The following is a 21,842-nucleotide window of genomic DNA, read 5'->3' as shown; positions in this document are numbered from 1 at the left end:
GTGGGGAGGAGCCGCGCGCTCTCACTCCTGCCCGCCGTCTTTCGTGGGGTGGGGAGGGGTCGCGCGCTTTCACTCCCGCCCGCCGTCTTCCGTGGTATCGAGCAGGCCCAGCAGCAGTTGCGCGAGGTGGGCCTCGCGTCCGGCGCCCACCCCCAGCCGGTTGGCCGTCATGTGGACGTGCGACGCGAAGATGCGGACCGCCCGCCTCCTGCCGAGTTCCGCGGTCCACTGCCGCAGCGCCCGCTCCAGCGGATCCGTCCATTCGGTCCACCGCGGGTCGCCGTCCTTCAGGGCGGCGCGCAGCGCGTCTCCGAGCGCGCCGAGTGAGGCGAGTTGGCGGCGGGCCTGGTCGGCGAGCTGCCGTCGTGCGTCCTCGACGCTGTCGGCGGCCGCACCGCCCTCGCGCGTCCAGCTCAGCCACATGTCCCGTTGCGCCGCCAGAAACCCGGAGCGGCTGGTGGGGGAATCGTCGCCCGCGAGGAGGGAACAGGCGGCGGCGGTCGCCTCCAGGCCGGAGACGAGCCCGTGCCGGATTCCCGCCCTCGCCCGGCAGACGCGCAGGGCGACCCGGCTGGAGCGGTGGAACACCTCCTCGGACCGGGCGATCAGTTCCCGGCCGCCGTAGCGCTCGTACTCCGGCTCGTACTCGGCTCGGTGGACGCCCGGTGGCAGGAGCTCCCCCACGTCCAGCGGGCTGCCCGACTCACCCGCGGTGGCGAGGGGCCGCACGGCGCGGGCGTAGGTGTCCTGGTCGAGCCGTTGTTCCGGCGGCACCCCGGCGTCGATCGTCCGCAGCCGGTCCGCCAGTTCGCTCTCGACGTCGTCCGCCTCGGCCCCGGTCAGGCCGGCGATGCGCAGCCGTACGTGGGGGCCGCGCTGCCAGTAGCGCAGGTAGAACCACGGCGGGCCGTCCTGGTCGAGCAGTCCGATGCGGTCGGCCAGCGGGCCGAGCGCCTCGGTGACGACGGTGTCCAGGTGGGCCGGGGCGAGGGAGGCCGCGTGCAGGTGCCAACTGCGCCAGGTGGCGCCGGGGCCCGGTACGGGGTGCCCGGTCATGTGCGCAGGTCCAGCATGGGTTCGGCGAACCGGGAGCGACCGCAGGTCACGCTGAACACCGGGACGAGTTCCTGGGGCAGGCCCATGAGGTACTGCATGCGGTACTCCTCGAAGGAGCGGGCGGGCCGGGCGAACAGGCCGTGCGCGGCCGCGGCGGTGGCCACGCCGTGGGTCGCCCAGCCGCACCACAGCTGGAGCAGCGACCAGCCGGCGGGGCCGAACGCGTCGAGGATCGCGTCGAGGTCGGCGGAGAAGACCCACATCGCGCTCGCGTGGCGCAGGCCGCAGTCCACGACGGGCGTCAGCGGGTAGCTGAAGCTGTCCTGGAGGGCTTGCATGAGCCCGGGGTCGGGGTGGTCCGGCTCCAGACGTCCGTCGACGGCGGTGTACCGGCCGGTGGGCAGCCCGGCCACGCGCTGGAGGGCGACGGTGCCGCGCACCATGCGGCCGACTTCGGCGAGCGGTCCCGGCGCGGGCAGGGCGCTCCAGGCGAGCAGGTCCGTCAGGAAGTCCTCGCCGAGGGTGGTGGGCCTGGCGGAGAAACCGCCGACGCCCTCGGGGGTCCGTCCCGCGGTCCGGTTCCACAGTGCCTGCGCCCAGTCGAGTCGAGCGGTGCCGCCGTCGCGCGCGGGCAGTTCCGGTACGCCGCGGGCGGGCTCGGAGGCGGCCCGGGACAGTTCGGCCCGGGACAGTTCGGCCCGGGACAGTTCGGTGAGCGGCATCGTGATCTCGGCGGAGTCCAGGAGGGAGGCGTGCCGCGACTCCTGACGCAGCCTGGCGTCGTCCTCGGCGTACTGGAGCGGGCCCGGCTCGCGGCTGTGCGGCAACGGCCGGGCGGGCGGCAGCGGGCCGACTCCCTGGAGGGTGAGGACCAGCGGGGGTGTCCAGGCGCCCGGGCCGCTGCGGGCGATCAGCCGGCCGGCCGCGGTGACGTCCGCGCCGTCCCAGTGCTGCCGGGCCCTGATGTCCATCAGGTCCGCGGCGACGTGCAGGGCGCGCAGGTTGACGCCCAGTTCCAGCAGGGCCAGTGCGCAGCGCAGCCGGCCGTACGGCGTGGGCAGGTCGGTGTAGCGGGCGGCGAGGAGCACGGTGGCCTCGCCGGGCGCCGGGAGCAGTTCCGCGAGGTCGCCGTCCGCGGTCACCGCCACCGGCAGGTCGACCAGTGCGTGGCGGTAGAGGTCGAGGTAGGCGGTCGACCCGTCCGGTGCCACGACGAAGGCGTGCACCGGGAACTTGCTGCGCACCGAGGCGATCGCGCGGTGGTCGTTGAAGCGGTTGGAGGGCTCTCGCCGTTGCAGGCCGAGTCCTGCGACGAGCAGGTGTCCCAGCCGGTCGCCGGGTGGCAGTGCCGTGTCGGCCGGGCACGCCGGGGTGCGCGGGTACGGTGCCGCGGACAGCAGGGCGGCGGTGCCGGTCGGCAGTGGCCGTCCGAGGGCGCCGCGGGCGGCCGCCGGCGGCAGCGTGGCCGTGGTGGGCACGGAGTCGTCCACGTGCGGCTGCTCGTTGAGCCTGCCGCGCCACTGGCCCTGCCGGTACGCGAAGAGCCGGACGTCGGTGATGGTCATCGGCGGTGCTTCCTCCGGGTGCTCACGGGAAGGGGTGGGGCTCGAGGGGGAAGTCCTCGTCCCGCGGTGGGGTGCCGTGCGCGTCGGTGAGCGCGGTCACCAGTCGCGGGAGACCGGCGAGCCGCTGCTGCGCCTGGCCGAAGCACATCGGCAGGATGCCCGGGACGACGGCCTTGACCGCGGACATGCCGTGCGCGGTGTGCTCCGGCGTCGACTGGTCGACCAGTACGATCCGGTCGAGTCCGGCCGCCCGGAACAGGCTCGCGACGAAGCGCAGCGCCCCAGTCACGTCGCCCCCCGCCGCGTCGGTGAACACCCCGGGCCAGCCGGGAAACGCCTCGGCCAGGCTCACGACCGGTCCGCCGAGCACGGAACGGACCCGGGGCAGCAGCTCGGGGTAGGTGTAGCGCTGGTGGTGGTCGAGCAGTTCGTCGACCAGCCAGGGGTCCTCCACGACCCGGCGCATCCGCTCGACGTCCCAGTCCAGCCCGATGCCGACCAACTGGCTCAGTTCCCACAGGGCGGCTCGTGCGGCCTGGACCGGGTCGGCGCCCGCGCCGGCGGAGTTGAAGCTGGTCGGCATCCGGCCGTCCGGGCGCACCGCCATCGCCCAGACCACGGGGACCGCGATGTCCCTCGTGGCGACCAGCAGGTGCACCTCGTAGCCCCGTTCCTCGATCTGCCGGATCAGCAGCAGGCTCTCCCGGTCGGTGATCTCGGAGGGGGCGATCCGGGGCAGCGGCCGGTGACGGTGCCAGCAGAGCAGGAAGGCGTCGCGCTCGGCGAGTTCGAGGAGCGAGTGCAGGGCGGCTTCCTCGTAACTGCCGCCCAGCGCGCTGCCGCTGGAGGACTCGTGGAAGAACCGGGTCCGGCGGACGTCCTCGGGCGCGTCGGACAGCGGGCGGTACTGGTACTGGTAGAAGCCGACGTCGGCCGGGACGAGCAGCGGACGGCCGCCTTCCAGCTCGTGGCCCCACACCCAGTCCATCGGCGTGTCCTCGTCGAAGGGCCGCAGCCGGCACAGCGGGGAGGCCAATTGCCGTGCGGTGTAGTGGCCGAGACCGGCGAGGCCGATCGCACGGTCGCCGAGCCCGCGGGCGGTGGCGTCGAAGACGAGGGGTGCGACGTGCGGGAAGCCGCCGACGCGCTCGTACGCCTCGAGGCAGCCGACGACTTCGGCGTGCCGGTAGGTGGTGCCCCGGCCGTGGCCGCCGAACAGGGCGCCCAGCAGGTTGACTTCGGCCATCGCCATGCCGGTCATGCCGTCACGCTGCATCCGGACCATGGGGCCGAACCGGGGATCCGCCAGTTCGGCGCGCATCCGCGTGGGATCGAGCCCGAAGGGCGGCTCACCGCGGTCGGGTACGGCGGCGGCCGTGGGACGCGGCAGCAGTTCGCGGGGAGGGGGTGGTTCGGCCGCGCTTCCGGGCCGCAGCCGGGGGCCTTCGCCGCACACCTCGCAGCGGTGGCTGGGCAGCACCCGGTGTCTGCGCAGGGTGCCGTCCGGGCTGAGCACGATCAGCTCGCCCGTGGCCAGCGTCAGCCCGTCCTCGCGGACGAGTTCGGCCAGCAGTTCACCGACGGGCGGGGAGAGCGCGGGGCCCGCGGCCCGGGAGGAGTGCGGCACCGCCTCGGCCGGTTCGGTCGGCGTGGCCGTCGGTCGGACCGGCAGCGGGCCGTCGGGCATCGCCTCGCGGTCGGCGGCCCGTACCTGGGCGCACCCGGCGCATCCCGAGGGCCGGTCCGCGGACCACAGCGGCCCCAGCACCACCCGTGTGCCGTCAGTGCGCACCGACAGCAGGGTTCCGCCGTGTGCGCGGGCGGCGTCCAGCGCGAACCGTTCCCAGCGGGCGTCGTAGCCTCCCGCGACGGCGACCGTGTCGGCGTGCCGCTGCTGCGTCCAGGGCAGGGCGAGCAGGTCGGACGGGGCACCGGCTCCGCGCAGTACCCGGGGGCCGGTCCGGATCTCCGTCGCGGGCCGCGCGGTGTCCGCCCTCATCCGAGCCACACCAGGCCGCACGCCAGCGGCAGTTCGCCGACGGCCGCGTCACGGACGAGCCGCCGGGCCCGAGGGACCAGCCCGTCGGCCCGGGCGCGTTCCCGCAGTTGGCGCAGGCAGCCGTGGATCTGCCGGTCGGGTGCCACCTCCAGCGACCAGGTGCCGACCGGGTCCGGCGGCAGGACGGGCGCCTGCGGCGCGGTCTTCTCCGCCGCCTCGAACTGGGCCCGCGCGGTGGCGGCGAGGAGCGCCGCGTATCCGGCGGAGAGCCCGCTGGGCCCCCACTGGGTGGCCAGCACCTCACCGGTGGCGGCGTGGACGGCGGTGCACAGCGTCCAGTCCAGGCCCGGCACCGCGTGCGTGCGCAGGGCCACCGGGAGGTCGAAGAAGTCCCGCAGCAGGCTCCACAACGAACGCACCGTGCTGCTTTCGAGCTCGTCCCAGGTCAGCGGCGTGCCCGGCGACCGGGTGAGCGCCTCGCAGGCGGCATGCCGCAGCAGGCCGTCCACGAGCCAGTGGGCGCGGGTGAGGCCGGCGGCGGGCAGGCCGGGGCCGTCGTCCGGGGTGTGTTCCTGGGCGACGCGGTGGCGCAGCACGGCGAGCGTCGCGGTCAGGCCGGCGGCCGCGCGCTTGTCGCCCCACCCCAGGAAGTGCGGTCCCCGGGCCGCGGGGAACGCGTCGCGGGCCGGGGCCGTGGACGGGCCGGGAGCGGCCACCGTCTCAGCGGTGACCAGGCTCACCGGCAGTTGCGGGAGGTCGAGGTCACGACCCCAGCGGGCGATGCCGGTCCACCGTGCGGTGAGTCCGGCGGCCCGGCGGTGGATCTGTTGCAGGCCCGCGTCGGTGGTGGCGTCCGCGCCTGTCCCGGCATCCGAATCGGAGGTCTCCGCCTCGGCCTCGGACAGGTCCGGTTCCTGGTCCGGGTCGACCGCTCGCCAGGGCGTCCCGGCGTCGGCCTCCGGCAGCGGGACCGTCGTGGTCTGCGCCGCGTGCCCGTGCACCACGAGAGCCGTGCGCCGCCCCTCCGAGGTCCCGGTCAGGTGGGCCAGGACGGCGTGGGCTGCGAGGGAGCCCGCCAGCACCGCGCTGACCGGGCGGGCGGCGGGGGCCTCGTCGCCGGTCCGCTGCCAGTCGGCGGCCCGGGCCCGTAGCGCCTGGAAGGACCGCAGCTCCCCCGGGGTCGCGCAGACCGGACCGACCAGGGCGAGATCCGCCAGGGCGGCCACCGGGAGCACCGGCGCGTCGGGGCGCGGAGCGACCGCGCCGTCGTCGGGGTCCGTCGGCTGGTCGCAGTCGTCGACCACGACGGTCAGCCCCGGCCGGTCGGATTCCCGCGTGATGCCGCCCGCGGCCAGTCCGCGCCGGACGGCGTCGGCGGCCGTGCCCTCACCGACGACGGCCACCCGGGCGGCGCGCACGCGGGCGAACGCCTCGTACGGTTCGGCGCAGTGCGCCTCCAGGTAGGCCAGCAGCCCGGCGTGGGCGCGCGCGTCCCCGGGGTCCGGCAGCGGGCCCTTCACGGCGTCCAGGTCGATCAGCACGTCCTGGGCGACCAGGGCGCGCACCACGTGCTCGATCACCGGCCGGGCGGCCTCGTCGCCGGCCGCCGCGACCATGGCGTCCACGCTGGTGCCTTCCAGCAGCGCGTCCAACTGGTCGTCGATGAGGGCGTACAGGGCGGGGGGCCCGGACAGGACGAACGAGCGTCCGGCCCGGGACCAGTAGACCCCTCGGGCCACCGGCGCGCAGTGCGCGTCCGCGCGGAGCTTGACCTTCATGGCGTCCTCAGCTGGAATCGAGCCCCGGCGGGGCGGTCGTATTCGATGAGCCACTCGGTGGCGTGGCGCCCCTGACGGACCCCCGGCAGGGCCTCCTCCAGGTAGCCGCCGGACGGGCGGCGCTCCAGCAGCCTGGGCAGCACCCGGACGGCCAGCGCACTGGCCAGGTCGACGTACTGGGGCTTCTCCCGCCGCCGGTTCATCAGGTAGTTGCGGTTCGCCGCCTGGCGGGTGAAGGACCCGTAGTCGAGGTCGCTCTTGATGACGATCTCCTCGGGGACCCCGTGCGCGGCCCGCCAGGTGGTGACGTCGACCAGGTGGGCGGCCGGGCCCTGCGGTCCGGGAGCGGCCGGGAAGTCGCTTCCGGGGTACCAGCGGCGGCGTTGCAGCACGACCTGGCCCACCACCAGCCGGGGCGCCGTGACGGTGTGTCGCGGCTGGGGGCCGTCCACCGGCGGGACCTGCTCCCAGCCGAACGACTCGACCATCACGCGGCTGTTCTCCGCGAGCCACATGGCCAGGCGCAACGGGGCCGGCAGCAGCTCCAGCCAACGCATGCCCAGGGTGACGGGGCGGACCGGTGCGCCGTCGGCGTCCCGCAGGACCAGGTCGTCGCGCTCGGTGTCGTGCGTGAGCCGCAGCGTGTTCCACTGCGCGGGGGTGATGGTCCGTTCCAGCAGCGGGATGCGGTGGTTGACGTTGACGCCGTGCAGCCCGCGGTCCTCCAACGGTTCGACGCCGTCGGCCGAGAACAGCGCCGTGGCGCGGCCCGCGACCGCCTCGGCGGTGCGGCCACCGAGGTCGCGGTCGGCGCCGAGGAAGCGCGTGGTCAGCAGTCCGTGGCCCGCGTAGCAGCCGTTGAGCACCAGGCGGCCGCCGTCCGGCTGGACCAGCAGGCCGTACGAGGCGGCGGTGCGCCGGAACCGCTCCGGCAGTTCGGCCGCAAGGCCGGCCAGCAGGCCGGTGTCGAGGACGAGTTCCTCGGCGTCCGGCTGTTCGGCGGTGTGCCGGGCGATCCGGTCGGCGATCGTGCGCACGGCCGTCTGCCGCAGCTCCACCAGCCGGGCCAGCGAGCCGTCCGGTGGTCCGAAGTCGTCGGCGCCGCCGTGGCCGATCTCCCCCTCGCGGCTGTCCACGGCGTTGACCAGGTCGGCGGCGTGGTCGACGAGCGGGACGGAGGCACCGTGGCCGAAGCGGTCGACGAACAGGGTGCACAGCAGGGCCCGCAGCTCGTGGTGGCGGTCGAAGAGATGGGAGAACTCGGCGACCTCGGCCGCGTCCGCGAGCGCCTGCTCGTAGCCGGTCCGGGTGATCTCGAAGGGGTCGAGCAGGTAGTCCTCGTTGACCTGGAGCTGGGCCGGTTGCGAACTGAGCGCGTTGAGCGATCGCTGGGTCGTCTCCAACCGGCGCAGCAGCGCGACCCGTTCTGGCACGCCGGCGGTCGCGAGGCGGGCGAGGTCGGTGGACAGCTCGGCGATCCGGTCGGCCGCGTCCGGCGCGTGGTCGCGCAGCAGCTCCCGGGCCTGCGGCAGCGGATCCGCCGCCTGTTCGTCGACGACCGGGCCGGACACCAGGATCTGGGCGTCGCGGGCCCCCTGGACGAGCCGTTCGGCCTGCGGAACGGAGATCTCCAGGCGGTCGGCCAGGGCGCGGCTGAGGTCGGCGACCGTGACGGGGCCGAGCGCGGTCAGGTTCAGCAGGGTCCGCAACTGGCTGGTCAGCGGCGCGGACAGGACCCGGACCTGGGATCCGTCGACGTGGTGGAAGCGCACGGAAGCCTGGGCGACGCGCAGCGAACGGCTGCGCGTCACCGTGTCCGCGGCCGGTACGAGGCCTGTGACCAGGGCGGAGACCAGGGTCCGGTCCACCGAGACCACCGCGTGGGCGCGTCGGCGCTGGAACACCGCACGGTCGAGCGGGCTTCCCTGTTCTGACCAGGAGCCGAATCCCACGGCCGTGAACCGGGTGAGCGGGGAGGTGCGCACCATGGCGCGCGCCAGCAGTTGCAGGATGCCGCGCTCGGACTTGCGGTTCTGCTTGGAGGGACTGCCGCCGGAGCGGGCGTAGCGGCATACCGCGTCGAGCACCTGCGGCGAGGTGAGTGCCAGGGACAGCTGGAAGGGCTCCGCGGCGATCGTCTCGGCCAGGTGGGCCCGTTCCTGGGTCAGGCAGGTGTCGTAGCCGGTGGTCAGCACACTGGACGCCAGGTCCCTGCGTCGCCGGGCGGCGAGCCAGGCCGCAGTCGCCGCGGGCCAGTCGCCGCCGTCGGACGCCGGGCCGGGCGAACGGTGGTTGAACACGGCCCGTTTCAGGTCGAGTATCCGGTGGCGGTCACGTCCGGTGGCGGTCGCGGCGAGGTCGAACAGCTCGGCGCAGGCGGCGTCGGCGAGCGCGGTGCACAGCTGCTCGGTCTCGACCAGGGTGCGCACGGCCGTGGCCAGTTCCGCGGTGCCGAGGCGACGGCCGGGCAGCGGGTTGATCCGCAGCATCGCCGTGTCCGCCAGGCCGTCCGGGGCGCGTGTCGCGCCCCGGACGGCCTCCTCCGGCCCGTCGGCGGGCGCCAGGGGGCTGAGGGAAGTGGTCATGACGTGGGCCCCTCGTGGCGTGCCGCGGAGCCTGGCTCGTCGGCGGCCGGGCCGGTGTACTCGCCCGCGAGCTTGGGCATCACCGACGAGACGAACGCGTCGAGGCTGCGCCGCGCCTCGGAGCCGCCCAGACCGCCGAAGTCGGTCTGGAGCAGCAGGACGTCCGCGCGGACGTCCTGCTGGAAGCGGCCGATCCGGTCGACCACCTGCTCAGGCGAGCCGACCACGGCGCTGCCGAAGACGCGCATGTCCTTGGCCGTCATCGCGCCGATGCGGTGCCCGGATCCGGTGTAGTCGGCGTAGTCGGTCGAGGCCGTGGAGTCCCAGCTGGTGAGGGCGGAGGACCAGACCTCGAGGTACCGGCTGAGGTACGGGTCGGCGATGCGGCGCGCCTCCTGGTCGGTGTCCGCCACGAGTACCGGCACGCTGGCGGCGACCCTGGGCTGCCGGTCCGGGTGGTGTTCGAGGAACGACTGCCGGTAGGCATCGACCAGCGAGGGGTCGAAGGAGGTGCCGGACGGGGTGATCAGCAGGCCGTGGCCCAGCTCTCCGATGCGCACGAAGCTCGCGGGGGTCTGCACCGCGGCGACCCAGAACGGAGGCCTCGGGCGCTGCACCGGGCGAGGGAGCACCGTGGCGTCCTGGAACGCGAAGAACGGGGTGTCCTCGTCCACGTGCTCCTCGGTCAGCAACCGGTGCACCGCGTTGACGGTCGCCTCGAACCGGGCCCGGCTGCCGTCCATCGGCACCTGGAACGCGCTGAACTCGTACGGCAGGTAGGCGCGGGCGAAGCCGACCTCGACCCGCCCGTCGCTGAGGGCGTCCACCATGGAGATGTGCGAGGCGAGCTGGATCGGGTGGTGGAAGACGGGGAGCACGCATCCGGTCATCAGCCGGATCCGGGTGGTCTGCGCCGCGACCGCGGCCAGGAACGTCAGGGGGCTGGGACAGTAGCCGCCGTACGGGTGCAGGTAGTGCTCGGTCATCTTCACGTAGTGCAGGCCCGCCTGCTCGGCCATGCGGGAGAGCCCGAGGACGTCGTCGTAGTAGTCGGTCGCCGAACGGGTGCCAGGGGAGCAGTCGGGCAGAAAGGACAGGCCGAAGCGCACGGGTTCCTCGCAGGGGGTGTGGTGACGGGGAGACGGTCGAGTCGAGGTGCGGCGGAGCGCCTCAGGCGGGCACCGGGGTGGGGCCGCCCTGCAGTCCGGCGATCCGCTCCATGCGCTGTGACCAGTCCTCGCCCAGGAGTTCGTCGGCGGCGCTGCTGACGCCGAAGCAGAGGTAGTACCGCTGGACGGGGGTGATGCCCAGGCTGCTCAGGGCGGTGTAGAGGACGTTCAGCAGCAGCCGGTTCGCGATGTGCCAGTACGGTTGCCGGTCGTTCAGGCCGGACTGCCGTGCGGCGCCGTGGAACGGGCTGGGCACGCCGCCTTCGAGTGGCGGCCGCAGGCGGGGGGCCACGTCGAGGCGTCGCTCGTCCACGCTGCCGGACGCGGCCAGGGCGGTCGCCGTGCCCCAGCAGGCGTGCAGCGCCTCGTTCCACGAGTGCAGCACGGCGGTCTCGGGGTCGGTGGGATCGGCGAGGTCGAGGGCCGAGTGGGCAGCGGTGAACAGCTCGCGGTCCCGCTCGTACCGCTCGGTGAAGGCGGCGCGCAGGTCGACGGTGCCGCCGGTCGCGGACCAGATGCCCTCGGTGTGCGAGCGAAGCGGCAGTGTGCCGATGCCGATGCCGTAGGGGTGGGCGCGGGCGCACAGAGCGACGACGCGGGCGGCGTGCGGCAGCAGGACGTCGGCCGGGAGCGTGGCGGCGGCGAGCAGCGGTTCGGTCAGGCGCCCGGCCAACTGGTCGCGGGCGTCGAGCAGTTCCTGACTCCACCGCTCGGGCAGCAGGGCCGGTGCGACGGTGGTGAACCCCTGGGGCCGCAGCGGCAGGTACGGTCCCGCTGTCCCGTCCCAGCGGGCCAGTTCCTCGGCGCGGGCGAGGTAGTCTCGCTCACTGGGCGGCGCGGCGGCCAGTTGCGAGGCGACGCTCCCGGCAGTCGCCGCGAATCCGTCCAGGCTCAGCGGCACTCGCGCGAGCGGCCGCACGGTGACGACGAGATGTGTCCCGTGCAGCCATCCGCGCCGGACGTGGACGAGGGGTGCGCCCTCGTGCCGTTGCTCGCGGATCGTGTCCGCGAGCAGTCCCAGCAGCAGCCGGGGGTCGTCCGAGTAGTCGTAGACGTGAGCAGCCTGACCCGGTCCAAGTCCGTACATGGTTACTCCAGGTGGGACGCACGACTGAGCCGCCCGCGAAGGGGAGGGAGGTCGCGCAGTAGGCCGGCCCGGCGGCGCCGGGCGAGAGGGATCGACGCGGGCCTCAGGGCCGAGGGCGTCGGGGGCGGGCGGCGGTGCCGGCCCGCGGGGTCAGCAGCAGCAGGTCGAGGAGGACGACGAGCAGCACAGGGTGACGGTGAGTTCGCTGCTCTCGCCGATCAGGTCGTCCATGTCCTCCACGAGGGACGCGCTGGAGGATCCCATCTCGGGCATGGCGACCGTGTCGGTGGCCTCCAGCACGCTCAGCTCGGTCAGGTCGAACATGGCGAAGTCGACGCTCATTCGCGATCTCCTTTCATGGGGCGGGGAGGTGAACCGCCGTTGTCGGCCGGTCCCGTGCGGTGACAGGTCGTCAGCAGCAGCAGGTGGAGGACGACGACGAGCAGCACAGGGTGATGTCCGCCTGGCTGCTCTCGCCGATCAGGTCGTCCATGTCCTCCACCAGCTTCGCGGCGCTGGACGATCCCATCTCGGGCATGGCAACCGTGTCGGTGGCCTCCAGCACGCTCAGCTCGGTCAGGTCGAACATGGCGAAGTCGACGCTCATTCGCGATCTCCTTTCATGGGGCGGGGAGGTGAACCGCCGTTGTCGGCCGGTCCCGTGCGGTGACAGGTCGTCAGCAGCAGCAGGTGGAGGACGACGACGAGCAGCACAGGGTGACGTTCTCCTGGCTGCTCTCGCCGATCAGGTCGTCCATGTCCTCCACCAGCTTCGCGGCGCTGGAGGAACCCATCTCGGGCATGGCAACCGTGTCGGTGGCCTCCAGCACGCTCAGCTCGGTGAGATTGAACATGGCGAAGTCGACGCTCATGGCGGCGTCCTTTCGTGAAGGGGTTCCGCTCGGGGATCGCAGGATGCTCCGGGCGGTCGGGCGGGCTGGGCGCAGGATGTCCTGGTCGCGACCGACGGGCCGGTTTCCCCGAGGTGATCGCCATCCTGCGGCCGGTGCGAGGCCCGGGGCAAGACCTGGCTCTGTCAGCAAACTGCACGGCCTGACCTGGCGAAACGAGGGGGATGTCATCTTCCTGCTCGGGCCCGTTCGGCGGTGTCGCCGGCATGGACAACAGGGGTGCGGGTCGATCAGGGTGGCGGTGCCCGGGTCCGCCGGTGGCCGCTGTGACCTTCCGGCGCCACCGGCTCGCAGCCGTCGACGACCCGAGGAATCCCGTCGAGGAGGCAGTCGTGATCAGCGCACGTGGACTCACCCGCAGCTTTCGCGGGCGCACCGGATCCGTGGAAGCCGTCAGCGGAATGGAGTTCGAGGTCGGCGCCGGGGAGATCGTCGGGTTCCTGGGGCCGAACGGCGCGGGGAAGACCACCACGGTCCGCATGCTGTCCACGCTGCTCGCCCCCACCAGCGGTACCGCGGAGGTGGCCGGGTACGACATCGTGGCCGACCGGGCCCGCGTGCGTACCCGCATCGGCCTGGTCAGCCAGGCGGGCGGCACGGGCAGCGACCACCGTGTCGGGGACGAACTGCGCACGCAGGCCAGGCTCTACGGGATGACCAAGGCCCAGGCCGAGGAGCGCGCGCGGTCCCTGCTGGAGGAGTTCCGGCTGACCGACCTTCACCAGCGCCAGGTGCGGACGCTCTCCGGCGGGCAGCGCCGCCGCCTGGACATCGCGATGGGCCTGGTCCACCGGCCGGGCGTGGTGTTCCTGGACGAGCCGACCGCGGGACTCGATCCCCAGTCGCGGGCCGACCTGTGGAACCACGTGCGCGCCTTGCGTGAGCAGCACGGAATGACCCTGCTGCTCACCACGCACTACCTGGAGGAAGCCGACCTGCTGTGCGACCGGGTCCTGGTCGTGGACGGCGGCCGGGTCGTCGCCGACGGCACCCCGGAGGAGCTCAAGAGCGAAGTCGGCGGGGACGTGGTCGCCCTGACCACCGATCAGCCGGGCGACGCGGCGCGAGCCGTCTCCCGCCTGTTCCCCGGCGTCCGGCCGGACGTCCGCGAGGGCCTGCTGCAGTTCTCCCTCCGGGAGGCGCAGTCCCGTCTGCCCGAGCTGCTGCGCGGACTGGATCTGGCCGGCGTGCGGCTGGCCTCGGTGGCGGTCACCCGGCCGAGCCTGGACGACGTCTTCCTCCGCCTCACCGGCCGGTCCCTCGACGGGCCGTCACCGGACGCGCGGATCGCCGCCGGGGAGGGCGAGGACGCCGAGGAGGGCCGTGCGCAGGAGGCGTCCGGCTCCGTCGGGGAAGCCGCCGCCGCGGAGGGCGGGCCGGAGTCCGGCCACCCGGAACCGGCCGCGAGCGTCGGCTGACTCCTCGGCCCGGCCGCCTGTCCCGACCATCGACGAACGAGGAGCGATCGCGGTGAAGACCCTGCGCGACACCTGGATCATCTTTCTGCGCAGCATGCGCTACACCCTGCACAACCCCGCCTGGATCATCCTCGGCCTGGCCCAGCCGATCCTCTATCTGGCGTTGTTCGGCCCGCTCCTGGAGCGGTTCTCCGCGGTTCCCGGGTTCGGCAGCGGGAACTCCTGGCGCGTCTTCGTGCCGGGGCTGCTGATCCAGCAGGGCGTCTTCGGGTCCCTGTACTCGGGATTCAGCATCCTCGCCGAAGCCCACACCGGGGTCCTCGACCGGTTGAAGGTGACCCCGGCGAGCCGCCTCGGGCTGCTGCTGGGCCGGCTGCTTCGCGACGTGGTGGTGCTGTTCGCCCAGACCGTCGTGCTGGTCCTCGGCGCCTGTGTCGCCGGGCTGCGGGCCTCGACCACCGGGGTGCTGGTGGCGCTGGTGGTGGTCGTCCTGCTGGGGGTCGGGATCTCCGCGTTCTCCTACGGCCTGGCCCTGCGGGTCCGCCGCGAGGAGGCGTTCAGCTCCCTCCTCAGCAGCCTCACCCTGCCCCTGATGCTGCTCTCCGGCGTGCTGCTGCCGATGTCGCTCGCCCCCGTGTGGCTGGCCGACCTGGCCAGGGCCAATCCCGTCTCGTACGTCGTGACGGCCGAACGGGCCTTGTTCACCGGGGACTTGACGGGCGCGGCCACCGTAGGCGGTGCGGCGCTCGCTGCCGTCCTCGTCCTGTTCGGCTGCCTGTTCGGCCTGCGCTCCCTGCGCGCCGAGGCCTGAGGAGTGCGGATGCTCCCGCCCGTTCCCGTTCCCGTCTCCGTCCCCGGCTCCGTTGCCGTCCGGCCGGGTGGCTTCCGTGGCAGCGCCCCGGCCGGCGGCCTCCACCGCGCCCGGCTCGGCAACGGCCTGCGGATCCTGGTGGCCGCGGACCACAGCGCCCCGGTCGTGTCGGTGGCGGTCGTCTACGACGTCGGTAACCGCTCCGAGCCCGAGGGCCGCGAGGGGTTCGCCCATCTCTTCGAGCACATGATGTTCCAGGGCAGCGAGAATGTGCCGAAGCTCGCCCATGCCAAGCTCGTCAACGCCGCCGGGGGGAGCTTCAACGGCGTCACCTGGCCCGACCACACCAGCTACTACCAGGTGCTGCCCTCCGGTGGGCTCGAACTGGCGCTGTACCTGGAGGCGGACCGGATGCGCGCGCCACGGCTGACCGAGGAGAACCTCGCCAACCAGGTCGCCGTGGTCGGGCAGGAGATCCGCCGCAAGGTCGTCGACAACCCCTACGGCGGACTGCCCCATCCCCACCTGCAAGCGGTGATGTTCGACGACTTCGCGAACGCGCACGACGGCTGGGGGGCCGCCGACCGGCTCGCCACGGTGACCGTCGCCGAGTGCGAGGCGTTCTTCGCGGAGTACTACTCCCCCGCCAACGCCCTCCTCGTGGTGTGCGGAGACGCCACCCCCGCCCTGGTGGAGGATCTGGCCGAACGCCACTTCGGCGCGATCCCCGCCTCCCCCGCACCGCCGACGGTACGGGGGTGCGGCCCTCGGCTGCCGGAGGACCGTCACCGGGACCACCCCCATCCGGCCGCCGTGCTGCGGGCGATGGCGGCCGGATGGCGCCTTCCGGACCCCGCGCCGAGGGACGGCGCGTACCCGGCGGCCCTGCTGCTGGCCGAGGTGCTGGCGAACGGGACGGACTCGGTGCTCCAGGAGCGGCTTGTCCACCGTGACGCCGTGGCGCAGCAGTTGAGCATGCGCACCGGGCTGGGCGGGGCGCCCTTCGAGTGCCGCGATCCCGACGTGCTCTCGCTGGTGATGTTCCTCCACCCCGGGGCCGACCCCCGGTCCGCGCTCGACGCCGGGTACGAGGAGCTCGCGCACCTCGCCCACCGCGGCCCGGCGCCCGAATCGCTGGCCCGGCGGGCCGCGACGTGGGCCACGTCCTGGCTGCGCGCGCTCGACCCGTTGGGCCTGCGCGTCCAGCGCCTGGGCGCCTTCGAGTTGCTGCACGGCGACGCCGAGCTGGTCTGGGACCTGCCCGTACGGATCCGGGCGATCGGCCCCGCGGAAGTCGCCGACGCGGCGGCGGCGTTGGCGGCCCAGCCGCGGCGCTGGGTCACCGTCACGCCGGGCGCCGCCGAGCCGGCCACCGGAGCCGGTCGAGCCGGTCGACTCGACCGAGAAGGAGTGGGGGCATGACCATCCGCAGCGTCGCCGCCGGGCCCGTCCTGCCGCCTGTGACCACCGCCGTCCTGCCGCCTGTGCCCACGGCCGTCCCGGCCGCGTACCTCGACAGCCCGGATTCGATCGCCGAGCACACGACCGCCGACGGCCTGCGCGTCGCCGCCGTGCGCCGCCCTTCGGTGCCGGTGGTCGAACTGCGGCTGGCCGTACCGCTCGGTGGCGTCGACGACGACCATGCCGCCACCGCCGAGGTGCTGGCGGCCGTACTGCTCGGCAGCACCGCACGCGGTACCCGTGCCGACCTCGAAGCCGCGCTCGGCCTGCTCGGCGGTTCGCTGAAGGCGAGCGTCACCCCTGAACGGCTCACCGTGCAGGGCGCGGTCACGGCGGAAGGCCTCGCCCCGGCGCTCGAACTGCTCGGGGCGACGCTGGCCGATCCGCGGCGGCCCCCGGACGAGGTGCTGACCCACAGGACACTCCTGGGCCACCGGCTCCGTGCCTACCGCGCGCAGCCCGGTGTCGTCGCCCGCGAGGCGATGCTCGAACACTGCTTCCCCGGGCATCCGCTGGCGCGCGAGGTCCCCACGCCCGAGGCGGTGGCGGCGGTCGAGGACGCTCGCGTTGAGGCGCTGCACGCCCGAGCCCTGCTGCCCTCGGGTTCCCGCCTGCTGCTGGTCGGGGATCTGGATCCGATGTCCGCGGTCGCTGTCGCCGAGCACGCGTTGCGGACCTGGCGGGGGCAGGGTGAGGCGGCACGGATGCCGCGACTTCCGGCACCGGTTCCGGGGGTGGCGGTGGTGAGCCGACCGGGAAGCCGTCAGGTCCAGGTCTGCCTGCTCGCCCCGGTGCCGGACGCCGAGGACCCGAAGCATCCCGCTGTCCGCCTGGCCCATCTGGTCCTGGCCGCCTCCTTCGGCTCCCGTCTGACCGAACGCCTGCGGGAACGCGACGGCCTGACGTACCGGGTCCGCAGCCGCATCACCGACCACCCGGAACGCAGCCTGCTGGCAGTTGACTTCGACACCCGGCCCGGTCAACTGGGCGTCGCACTGGCCGCGTTGCGCGAGGAGCTGGACGGGTTCGCCACCGACAACCCGCCGAGCGACGAGGAGATCACGGCCGCCCGGGGCTACGCGGTCGGCTCGGTGACCGTCCTGTCCGCGACCCAGAACGGGACGGCCAATCTGCTGAACGCGCTGCCGCCGGAGACCGTTCTCGGGAACCGGCTGCCGGAGCAGTTGCGGCGGATCGCGCGGACCGGGGACGAGGAAGTCCGCGCGGCGGCACGCGACCTGGCCGCGGCGGACTTCGCCGGCATCGTGCTCACGGCACCCTCCGGAACGGAGCAGGCCGCACGCGAGGTGGAAGCCGCGGGATTCCGCCCGCCAGGCCGGTGAGACGGGGGCAGCGATCCGGGGGGTGAGGTCAGCGAGCAGGGAGTGAGGTCAGCGAGCCGGGGGCTGGGCGGGGAACGCGCCCAGCATCGCCGCCCTCACCCCCGCCTGGAAGCGGCTAGTGGAGCCCAACTGGTCCAGGATCTCGGCCACGTGGCGACGGCAGTGCCGCAGCGAGATGCCGAGCTGGCGGGCCACCGTCTCGTCCTTCGCCCCCTCGGCGAGCATCAGGAGGATGCGGCGCTTGATGTCGGACCCCGCACCGTCGTCGGCCGCCGGTCCTCCCGCGCGCCCGCCCGCCTGCACCCAGGCCGCTTTGAAGAACTGCGACAACTGCCTTACGACGAACGGCTCTTGGACCACGGCGATCTCGCCGGAGCCGTCAGCTCCCGGCGAAGGGAGGAGGGCCATGCTGTCGTCGATGATCGCGATTTCGTGCAGTTCGGTCCACGTGGTCCTCACCGAGATCCGGTTCTGCCCCGGCACGGTGCGAGGCACCCGGGAGGGGCGGCTCACCAGTTCCTGGGCGACGACCTCCGGATTGGCCAGGATCGCCGCGCGCGTCTCCCGCGGGTCCAGGAACGAGACGTCGGGAGGACGGACGTAGGCGATCCGATGCTCACCCCGGGCGACGAGATCGGTGACCATCACGACCGCCTGGGGAGCGTCCAGCACCGGGAAGCCGCCCGGCTGCCGGGGCCGGACGGCTTCCCGTTCGGCCAGGGCCCTGATCCGCGACTGGGTCTGCGTCAGGCCGGACACCCAACGCTCCGTCTGCTCCGACAGCGCGACCAGGAGTTCGGCCATTTCTGCACGGGGCGTTCCCGCTGCGTCGGCTCTGCTCTCGTAGGTCTTGTACATAGCTTGTGCGCCCGTCCGATCTACGCGCGTAGGGAACCGGCATCGAGGGCCGGGCGGTTCCGGCTCCCTCGCGGCTCCCCCGAGCGTCTGCGACGTCCGATTGGCTGACCGTGTCCGAGCAGCCAATGTAAGGCGCGGGGCCGGCACGGCGGTATCAGTAGAACTACGCAATGACGGCCCCCTCCTCCGACAACCCGACACCCCACAACCGCCCTCCGACCACACCCGATCCGGGCGTCCCGCGTCTCGGGAGGCACGGAGGGCACGGGAGGCACCGGGGGGAAGCGTTGGTCCGACGACCCCGCGTTCTCCAGAGGCTCGGGAGGAAGCGGTCCGACGACGACCCCGTACGTGTCCGTACCCCGTTCGGGCAGTGGACGTGGCGGGACCGATGCGGATCGAGCGCGTCCGAGACGGAGGCCGTCGGCGCGAACTGCGCGGTCGCTCTCAGACGGCGTCGGTCGGTGCCGGGTGCTCGGGGAGCTGCCAGTCGCCGCCGCGGTCGTGCGTCGAAAGGCGCGCGGCGAGGTCGGGGACGTGAAGGAAGCAGGCCAGCGCGGTGGTGGCCTGGAAGACGTCGATCGCACGCCGGCTCATCGGCAGGCCCAGGCGCAGCAGGCGTGGGTTGACTTCGCCCTGGATCTCGTCGACGAAGGGCCGCAGTACGCGGTCGTAGCCCGCCAGCGCGGTCGGCAGGTCGCCCGGGTGCCGGTTGATCTCTCCTGCCAGGACGTGGGCGCCGACCAGGCCGCCGGAGACGCCCATGCCGCTGTAGGGGGAGGCACAGTGCGCGGCGTCACCGGCCAGGACCACGCGGCCCTGCGACCAGGTGTCGGTGCGGACCTGGACGATCTCCTGGGAGTAGAAGAACGGGCTGGTCCTCATGCCCTCGACGAAGCGCTCGGTCTGCCATCCGGCGTCGTGGAACCTGCTCGCCCAGAACTCCTGCTGGCGCTCGACGGGCGCCCGGTGGATCGCCGAGGCTTCCTCTGACTCCTCCCGTATGACGAAATACGCCTGCGTCTGGGTCGGGTTGTGGCTGCGGCGCATGATCTGGCGACCGCCCGGGACCATGTAGGTGTCCCGGATATTCGTGTCGGACGCGATGCGCGGAACGAACCAGTAGGCCATGTGGATGCCCACCCGCCGGTACGGGTCGAGACCCTCCGGGAGCATCGCTCGCCGGACGCGCGACCCCTGCCCGTCCGCGCCGACCAGGAGGTCGAACGCGCCGGAGGATCCGTCGGAGAAGTGCCCGACGACCTTGTCGGCGCCCTGCTCGAAGCCGTCCACGCTCACGCCGAAGACGTACTCGGTGTCGTCCTTGGTGGCGTCGTACAGGATGCGCACCAAGTCCCCGCGCATGATCTCGTACTCGGACGTGAGGGTCTGCCGCCCCTTCCCCGAGGTGTTGGCCATGATCGTCGCCTTCGGCTTGCCGCGTGCGTCGATGAAGGCGACGCCCGCCTCGTCCACGAGCTTGCCGCGGACGGCGTCGAGAAGGCCCATCCGCTTGACGGCCTCGATGCCCTGACCTCGCAGGTCGACCTGGGCCCCGGTGGCCCGCAGTGCCGGAAAGCGTTCGGCAACGGTCACCTGGTGGCCTCCCCGGGTGAGCCAGAAGGCCAGGGCCTGCCCCGCGATCCCCCCACCGGCGACGAGAACCCTCAGGGCCTGCCTGCCCGATCCCCTCGTCATGTCCGCACCCCCCAAAATCTATCAGTGAAAGATTCCTCTCCAGCGTCATCTATCGGCGATAGATTGTCAACGTGACCAAGATGAACCGCGAGGCCGTCGTCGCCGAGGCGCTCGGCCTGCTCGACGAGGTGGGGCTGGACGCCGTCAGCACGAGAAGGCTGGCGAAGCGACTGAACGTCGAACAGCCGTCGCTCTACTGGTACTTCCGCACCAAGAAGGACCTCCTCGCCGCCATGGCGGAGGCGGCGATGACCCCCCATGCGACCGCACCCCTGCCGGCGCCCGACGACGACTGGCGCGACTGGTTCGCGGACAACACCCGCAGCTTCAGGCGGACCCTGCTGATGCGTCGGGACGGAGCACGGCTCCACGCGGGCAGCACCCCCACCGGCGACCTCGACCGGATCCGCCACAAGATGGACTTCCTCGTGGCCTCCGGCGTCCCGGAGCGGGACGCGCAGATGGCGATGCTGACCGCGAGCCGGTTTACCGTCGGAAGCGCCCTGGAGGAGCAGGCGGAAACGGATGCCAGTGACGGCACGGGCCTCCCGGCAGATGTGCCGGTGATCGATCACGAGTCGGCCTTCGAGGCAGGCCTCGCCCTCATCCTGAACGGCCTGGCGCACCCTATCGGGATGTAGGGAGTCTGATGGGTGCTTCGCCGGAAGCCGCGCGTCGTGCGCCGCAGGAACCCGCCGCTGTGGTCCGGGGTACGCATCACGTCGCCCCTCTGCCCACTCGGCACCCCAGGCGTCGCGGAAGGCGGGCGGGGGGGCGGGCGTCCCAAGTGGCAACGCCTGCCGTCGCGAACGGGACCCGACCGCGCCCGCATCCGCCGCGCGGAGCCGTCGCAGGCCCCCGGGCGGAGGCCGCGATGGTGGTGACGTGGCATCGGTGAGCACCAGGCAGGCGAAAGGCACCGGCACCGGCACCGGCACCGGCACCGGGCGCACGGTGGCCGCTGCGGTGAACTGCGCCCGTATCAGGTCCGGGACGCCGAGCGATGGACGGCGCGGGTCTGGGAACCGGTGACAGCGGTCCGGGTCGGTTACCGGGATCAGCGCGGTGTTGCCCGTACAGTCCGGGTTCACCGGTAGAGGGGAGTGCCATGAGGATCGTCGTGATCAACCACGTCACCCTGGACGGCGTCATGCAAGGACCCGGGCGTCGTGACGAAGACACCCGTGACGGGTTCACCCAAGGCGGTTGGGCCGCCGCACGCGGCGGAGACGAAGCCGTCACCCGGGCATGGGGCCGACGGCTGGCCGCCAGCAGCGGGTACCTGATGGGACGCCGCACCTACCAGGACGTCCTGGCTCACTGGAACACCCAGGACAGTCCGTTCCGCGACGCCCTCAACAACGCCCCCAAGTACGTTGCCTCCAACACCTTGGCCCAGCCCCTGCCGTGGCCCCGTTCCACTCTGCTCAGCGGCGACATCCCAGCAGCGATCGCCGAACTCAAAAGGATCCCGGGGCATGACCTGCACATCATGGGCAGCGGTGCGTTGATCCAGTCGCTCTCCCCGCTCGGCCTCATCGACGAATACCTGCTGTGCGTCCACCCCCTCGTCCTCGGCACCGGACACCGCCTGTTCACCAACGGCTTCGCCCCCACCACACTCGACCTCGCGGACGCTGCCCCCACCGCCACCGGTGTCATCATCGCCAGCTACCGGCCCCGCACCTGACGACCCGGCCGGCGACCGTCGCGTACGCACGGCTGGACGTCACCGCGACGATCCGGAAGCACACCGAAGCCGGCCAGTAGCGGCTGGTCGTCCGCAGCTCGGCCTGCGACCGGCCGCGCCGGGGAGGCAGGGCCTGAAGGTGACGCTCGTGGTGCCGGGCATCGGCCACATCATGGCAGCGAGCCTTGTCGCCGGGCCGTTCGGTCAAAACACCGACCCGCGGAGACTGCGCCGACGGCACGCTCCAGCCGACGAAACACGCGTCGCCGAGAAGCCGTCTCACAGGTTGGAGCCCCGCCCCTGAGGAGTGGTGCGAACCTTACTGCCGCGAGGAGCGGGAGTGATGGCCGTCCGGGGTCGCGCCGAACTGGTGAACCTGGCGGACGGGTTCGACAAGCAGCTCCTCGTGGGCA

At 73.1% G+C, this 21,842-nt stretch carries 18 protein-coding genes; 6 read left to right on the top strand and 12 right to left on the bottom strand.

The window, feature by feature from the left end; all coding sequences use genetic code 11:
• Positions 1–69 precede the first annotated feature (69 nt).
• The 10 genes from K7472_RS02350 to K7472_RS02305 form a co-directional block, all read right to left on the bottom strand.
• Positions 70–1,056 carry a thiopeptide-type bacteriocin biosynthesis protein gene (locus K7472_RS02350; RefSeq protein ID WP_222973393.1) on the bottom strand — a complete coding sequence of 329 codons (987 nt, stop codon included), beginning with the start codon at positions 1,054–1,056 and terminating at the stop codon, positions 70–72.
• The gene (locus K7472_RS02345; RefSeq protein ID WP_222973391.1) at positions 1,053–2,621 is read right to left on the bottom strand and encodes a hypothetical protein; all 1,569 of its coding nucleotides are present in this window, start codon (positions 2,619–2,621) and stop codon (positions 1,053–1,055) included. The genes K7472_RS02350 and K7472_RS02345 overlap by 4 nt, the downstream gene beginning before the upstream one ends.
• Positions 2,622–2,643: 22 nt before the next feature.
• Entirely contained in the window at positions 2,644–4,620 is a 1,977-nt protein-coding gene (locus tag K7472_RS02340; protein WP_222973390.1) for a TOMM precursor leader peptide-binding protein, read from the bottom strand.
• Positions 4,617–6,398, bottom strand: coding sequence for a hypothetical protein (locus K7472_RS02335; protein WP_222973389.1), 1,782 nt, complete (start codon positions 6,396–6,398; stop codon positions 4,617–4,619). The genes K7472_RS02340 and K7472_RS02335 overlap by 4 nt, the downstream gene beginning before the upstream one ends.
• Complete coding sequence (locus K7472_RS02330) at positions 6,395–8,983, bottom strand: lantibiotic dehydratase (protein ID WP_222973388.1); 2,589 nt, start codon at positions 8,981–8,983, stop codon at positions 6,395–6,397. Before K7472_RS02330 ends, K7472_RS02335 begins: the two co-directional genes overlap by 4 nt.
• A complete protein-coding gene (locus tag K7472_RS02325; protein WP_222973387.1) occupies positions 8,980–10,092 on the bottom strand; it encodes an LLM class flavin-dependent oxidoreductase in 1,113 nt (370 codons plus the stop codon). Before K7472_RS02325 ends, K7472_RS02330 begins: the two co-directional genes overlap by 4 nt.
• A 61-nt stretch (positions 10,093–10,153) precedes the next feature.
• Entirely contained in the window at positions 10,154–11,239 is a 1,086-nt protein-coding gene (locus K7472_RS02320) for a hypothetical protein (protein ID WP_222973385.1), read from the bottom strand.
• 150 nt (positions 11,240–11,389) lie between these two features.
• Positions 11,390–11,581, bottom strand: a complete 192-nt coding sequence (locus K7472_RS02315) for a thiopeptide-type bacteriocin (RefSeq protein WP_222973383.1) — start codon at positions 11,579–11,581, stop codon at positions 11,390–11,392.
• Between the two features lie 70 nt (positions 11,582–11,651).
• Positions 11,652–11,846, bottom strand: a complete 195-nt coding sequence (locus K7472_RS02310) for a thiopeptide-type bacteriocin (protein WP_222973381.1) — start codon at positions 11,844–11,846, stop codon at positions 11,652–11,654.
• A 70-nt stretch (positions 11,847–11,916) separates the two neighbouring features.
• Positions 11,917–12,111 (bottom strand): thiopeptide-type bacteriocin, encoded by a 195-nt coding sequence (locus K7472_RS02305; protein WP_222973379.1) that lies wholly within the window; start codon positions 12,109–12,111, stop codon positions 11,917–11,919.
• A 371-nt stretch (positions 12,112–12,482) separates the two neighbouring features.
• Here K7472_RS02305 and K7472_RS02300 point away from each other — a divergent pair, with 371 nt between their 5' ends.
• The 4 genes from K7472_RS02300 to K7472_RS02285 are packed head-to-tail and all read left to right on the top strand — an operon-like array spanning position 12,483 to position 17,183.
• Entirely contained in the window at positions 12,483–13,568 is a 1,086-nt protein-coding gene (locus K7472_RS02300; protein WP_308013729.1) for an ATP-binding cassette domain-containing protein, read from the top strand.
• Between the two features lie 52 nt (positions 13,569–13,620).
• Positions 13,621–14,379: an ABC transporter permease gene (locus tag K7472_RS02295; RefSeq protein ID WP_222973376.1), complete on the top strand. Its 759-nt coding sequence runs from the start codon at positions 13,621–13,623 to the stop codon at positions 14,377–14,379.
• 9 nt (positions 14,380–14,388) lie between these two features.
• Positions 14,389–15,801: a M16 family metallopeptidase gene (locus tag K7472_RS02290; RefSeq protein ID WP_222973375.1), complete on the top strand. Its 1,413-nt coding sequence runs from the start codon at positions 14,389–14,391 to the stop codon at positions 15,799–15,801.
• Positions 15,798–17,183 (top strand): M16 family metallopeptidase, encoded by a 1,386-nt coding sequence (locus tag K7472_RS02285; protein ID WP_222973374.1) that lies wholly within the window; start codon positions 15,798–15,800, stop codon positions 17,181–17,183. Before K7472_RS02290 ends, K7472_RS02285 begins: the two co-directional genes overlap by 4 nt.
• 48 nt (positions 17,184–17,231) lie before the next feature.
• On the opposite strand, the gene K7472_RS02280 is transcribed toward K7472_RS02285, so the two are convergent.
• Both K7472_RS02280 and K7472_RS02275 read right to left on the bottom strand, forming a co-directional pair.
• On the bottom strand, positions 17,232–17,987 hold the full coding sequence (locus K7472_RS02280) for a helix-turn-helix domain-containing protein (RefSeq protein WP_222973373.1): 756 nt from the start codon (positions 17,985–17,987) through the stop codon (positions 17,232–17,234).
• A 501-nt stretch (positions 17,988–18,488) separates the two neighbouring features.
• Positions 18,489–19,739 carry an FAD-dependent monooxygenase gene (locus tag K7472_RS02275; RefSeq protein WP_222973372.1) on the bottom strand — a complete coding sequence of 417 codons (1,251 nt, stop codon included), beginning with the start codon at positions 19,737–19,739 and terminating at the stop codon, positions 18,489–18,491.
• A gap of 80 nt (positions 19,740–19,819) precedes the next feature.
• Here K7472_RS02275 and K7472_RS02270 point away from each other — a divergent pair, with 80 nt between their 5' ends.
• Positions 19,820–20,380, top strand: coding sequence for a TetR/AcrR family transcriptional regulator C-terminal domain-containing protein (locus K7472_RS02270; protein ID WP_222973371.1), 561 nt, complete (start codon positions 19,820–19,822; stop codon positions 20,378–20,380).
• 467 nt (positions 20,381–20,847) lie between these two features.
• A complete protein-coding gene (locus K7472_RS02265; RefSeq protein ID WP_222973370.1) occupies positions 20,848–21,429 on the top strand; it encodes a dihydrofolate reductase family protein in 582 nt (193 codons plus the stop codon).
• Positions 21,430–21,842: the final 413 nt, after the last annotated feature.

Source organism: Streptantibioticus parmotrematis, from assembly GCF_019890615.1.
GTDB classification, from domain to species: Bacteria; Actinomycetota; Actinomycetes; order Streptomycetales; family Streptomycetaceae; genus Streptantibioticus_D; species Streptantibioticus_D parmotrematis.
This window is presented reverse-complemented; position numbering and strand designations above follow the sequence as displayed.

Bases quoted from the DNA above. Each gene is read 5' to 3' on its own strand.
- K7472_RS02350 (WP_222973393.1), bottom strand. From the start codon at position 1,056: ATGACCGGGCACCCCGTACCGGGCCCCGGCGCCACCTGGCGCAGTTGG.
- K7472_RS02345 (WP_222973391.1), bottom strand. From the start codon at position 2,621: ATGACCATCACCGACGTCCGGCTCTTCGCGTACCGGCAGGGCCAGTGG.
- K7472_RS02340 (WP_222973390.1), bottom strand. From the start codon at position 4,620: ATGAGGGCGGACACCGCGCGGCCCGCGACGGAGATCCGGACCGGCCCC.
- K7472_RS02335 (WP_222973389.1), bottom strand. From the start codon at position 6,398: ATGAAGGTCAAGCTCCGCGCGGACGCGCACTGCGCGCCGGTGGCCCGA.
- K7472_RS02330 (WP_222973388.1), bottom strand. From the start codon at position 8,983: ATGACCACTTCCCTCAGCCCCCTGGCGCCCGCCGACGGGCCGGAGGAG.
- K7472_RS02320 (WP_222973385.1), bottom strand. From the start codon at position 11,239: ATGTACGGACTTGGACCGGGTCAGGCTGCTCACGTCTACGACTACTCG.
- K7472_RS02315 (WP_222973383.1), bottom strand. From the start codon at position 11,581: ATGAGCGTCGACTTCGCCATGTTCGACCTGACCGAGCTGAGCGTGCTG.
- K7472_RS02310 (WP_222973381.1), bottom strand. From the start codon at position 11,846: ATGAGCGTCGACTTCGCCATGTTCGACCTGACCGAGCTGAGCGTGCTG.
- K7472_RS02305 (WP_222973379.1), bottom strand. From the start codon at position 12,111: ATGAGCGTCGACTTCGCCATGTTCAATCTCACCGAGCTGAGCGTGCTG.
- K7472_RS02290 (WP_222973375.1), top strand. From the start codon at position 14,389: ATGCTCCCGCCCGTTCCCGTTCCCGTCTCCGTCCCCGGCTCCGTTGCC.
- K7472_RS02285 (WP_222973374.1), top strand. From the start codon at position 15,798: ATGACCATCCGCAGCGTCGCCGCCGGGCCCGTCCTGCCGCCTGTGACC.
- K7472_RS02280 (WP_222973373.1), bottom strand. From the start codon at position 17,987: ATGGCCGAACTCCTGGTCGCGCTGTCGGAGCAGACGGAGCGTTGGGTG.
- K7472_RS02275 (WP_222973372.1), bottom strand. From the start codon at position 19,739: ATGACGAGGGGATCGGGCAGGCAGGCCCTGAGGGTTCTCGTCGCCGGT.
- K7472_RS02270 (WP_222973371.1), top strand. From the start codon at position 19,820: ATGAACCGCGAGGCCGTCGTCGCCGAGGCGCTCGGCCTGCTCGACGAG.
- K7472_RS02265 (WP_222973370.1), top strand. From the start codon at position 20,848: ATGAGGATCGTCGTGATCAACCACGTCACCCTGGACGGCGTCATGCAA.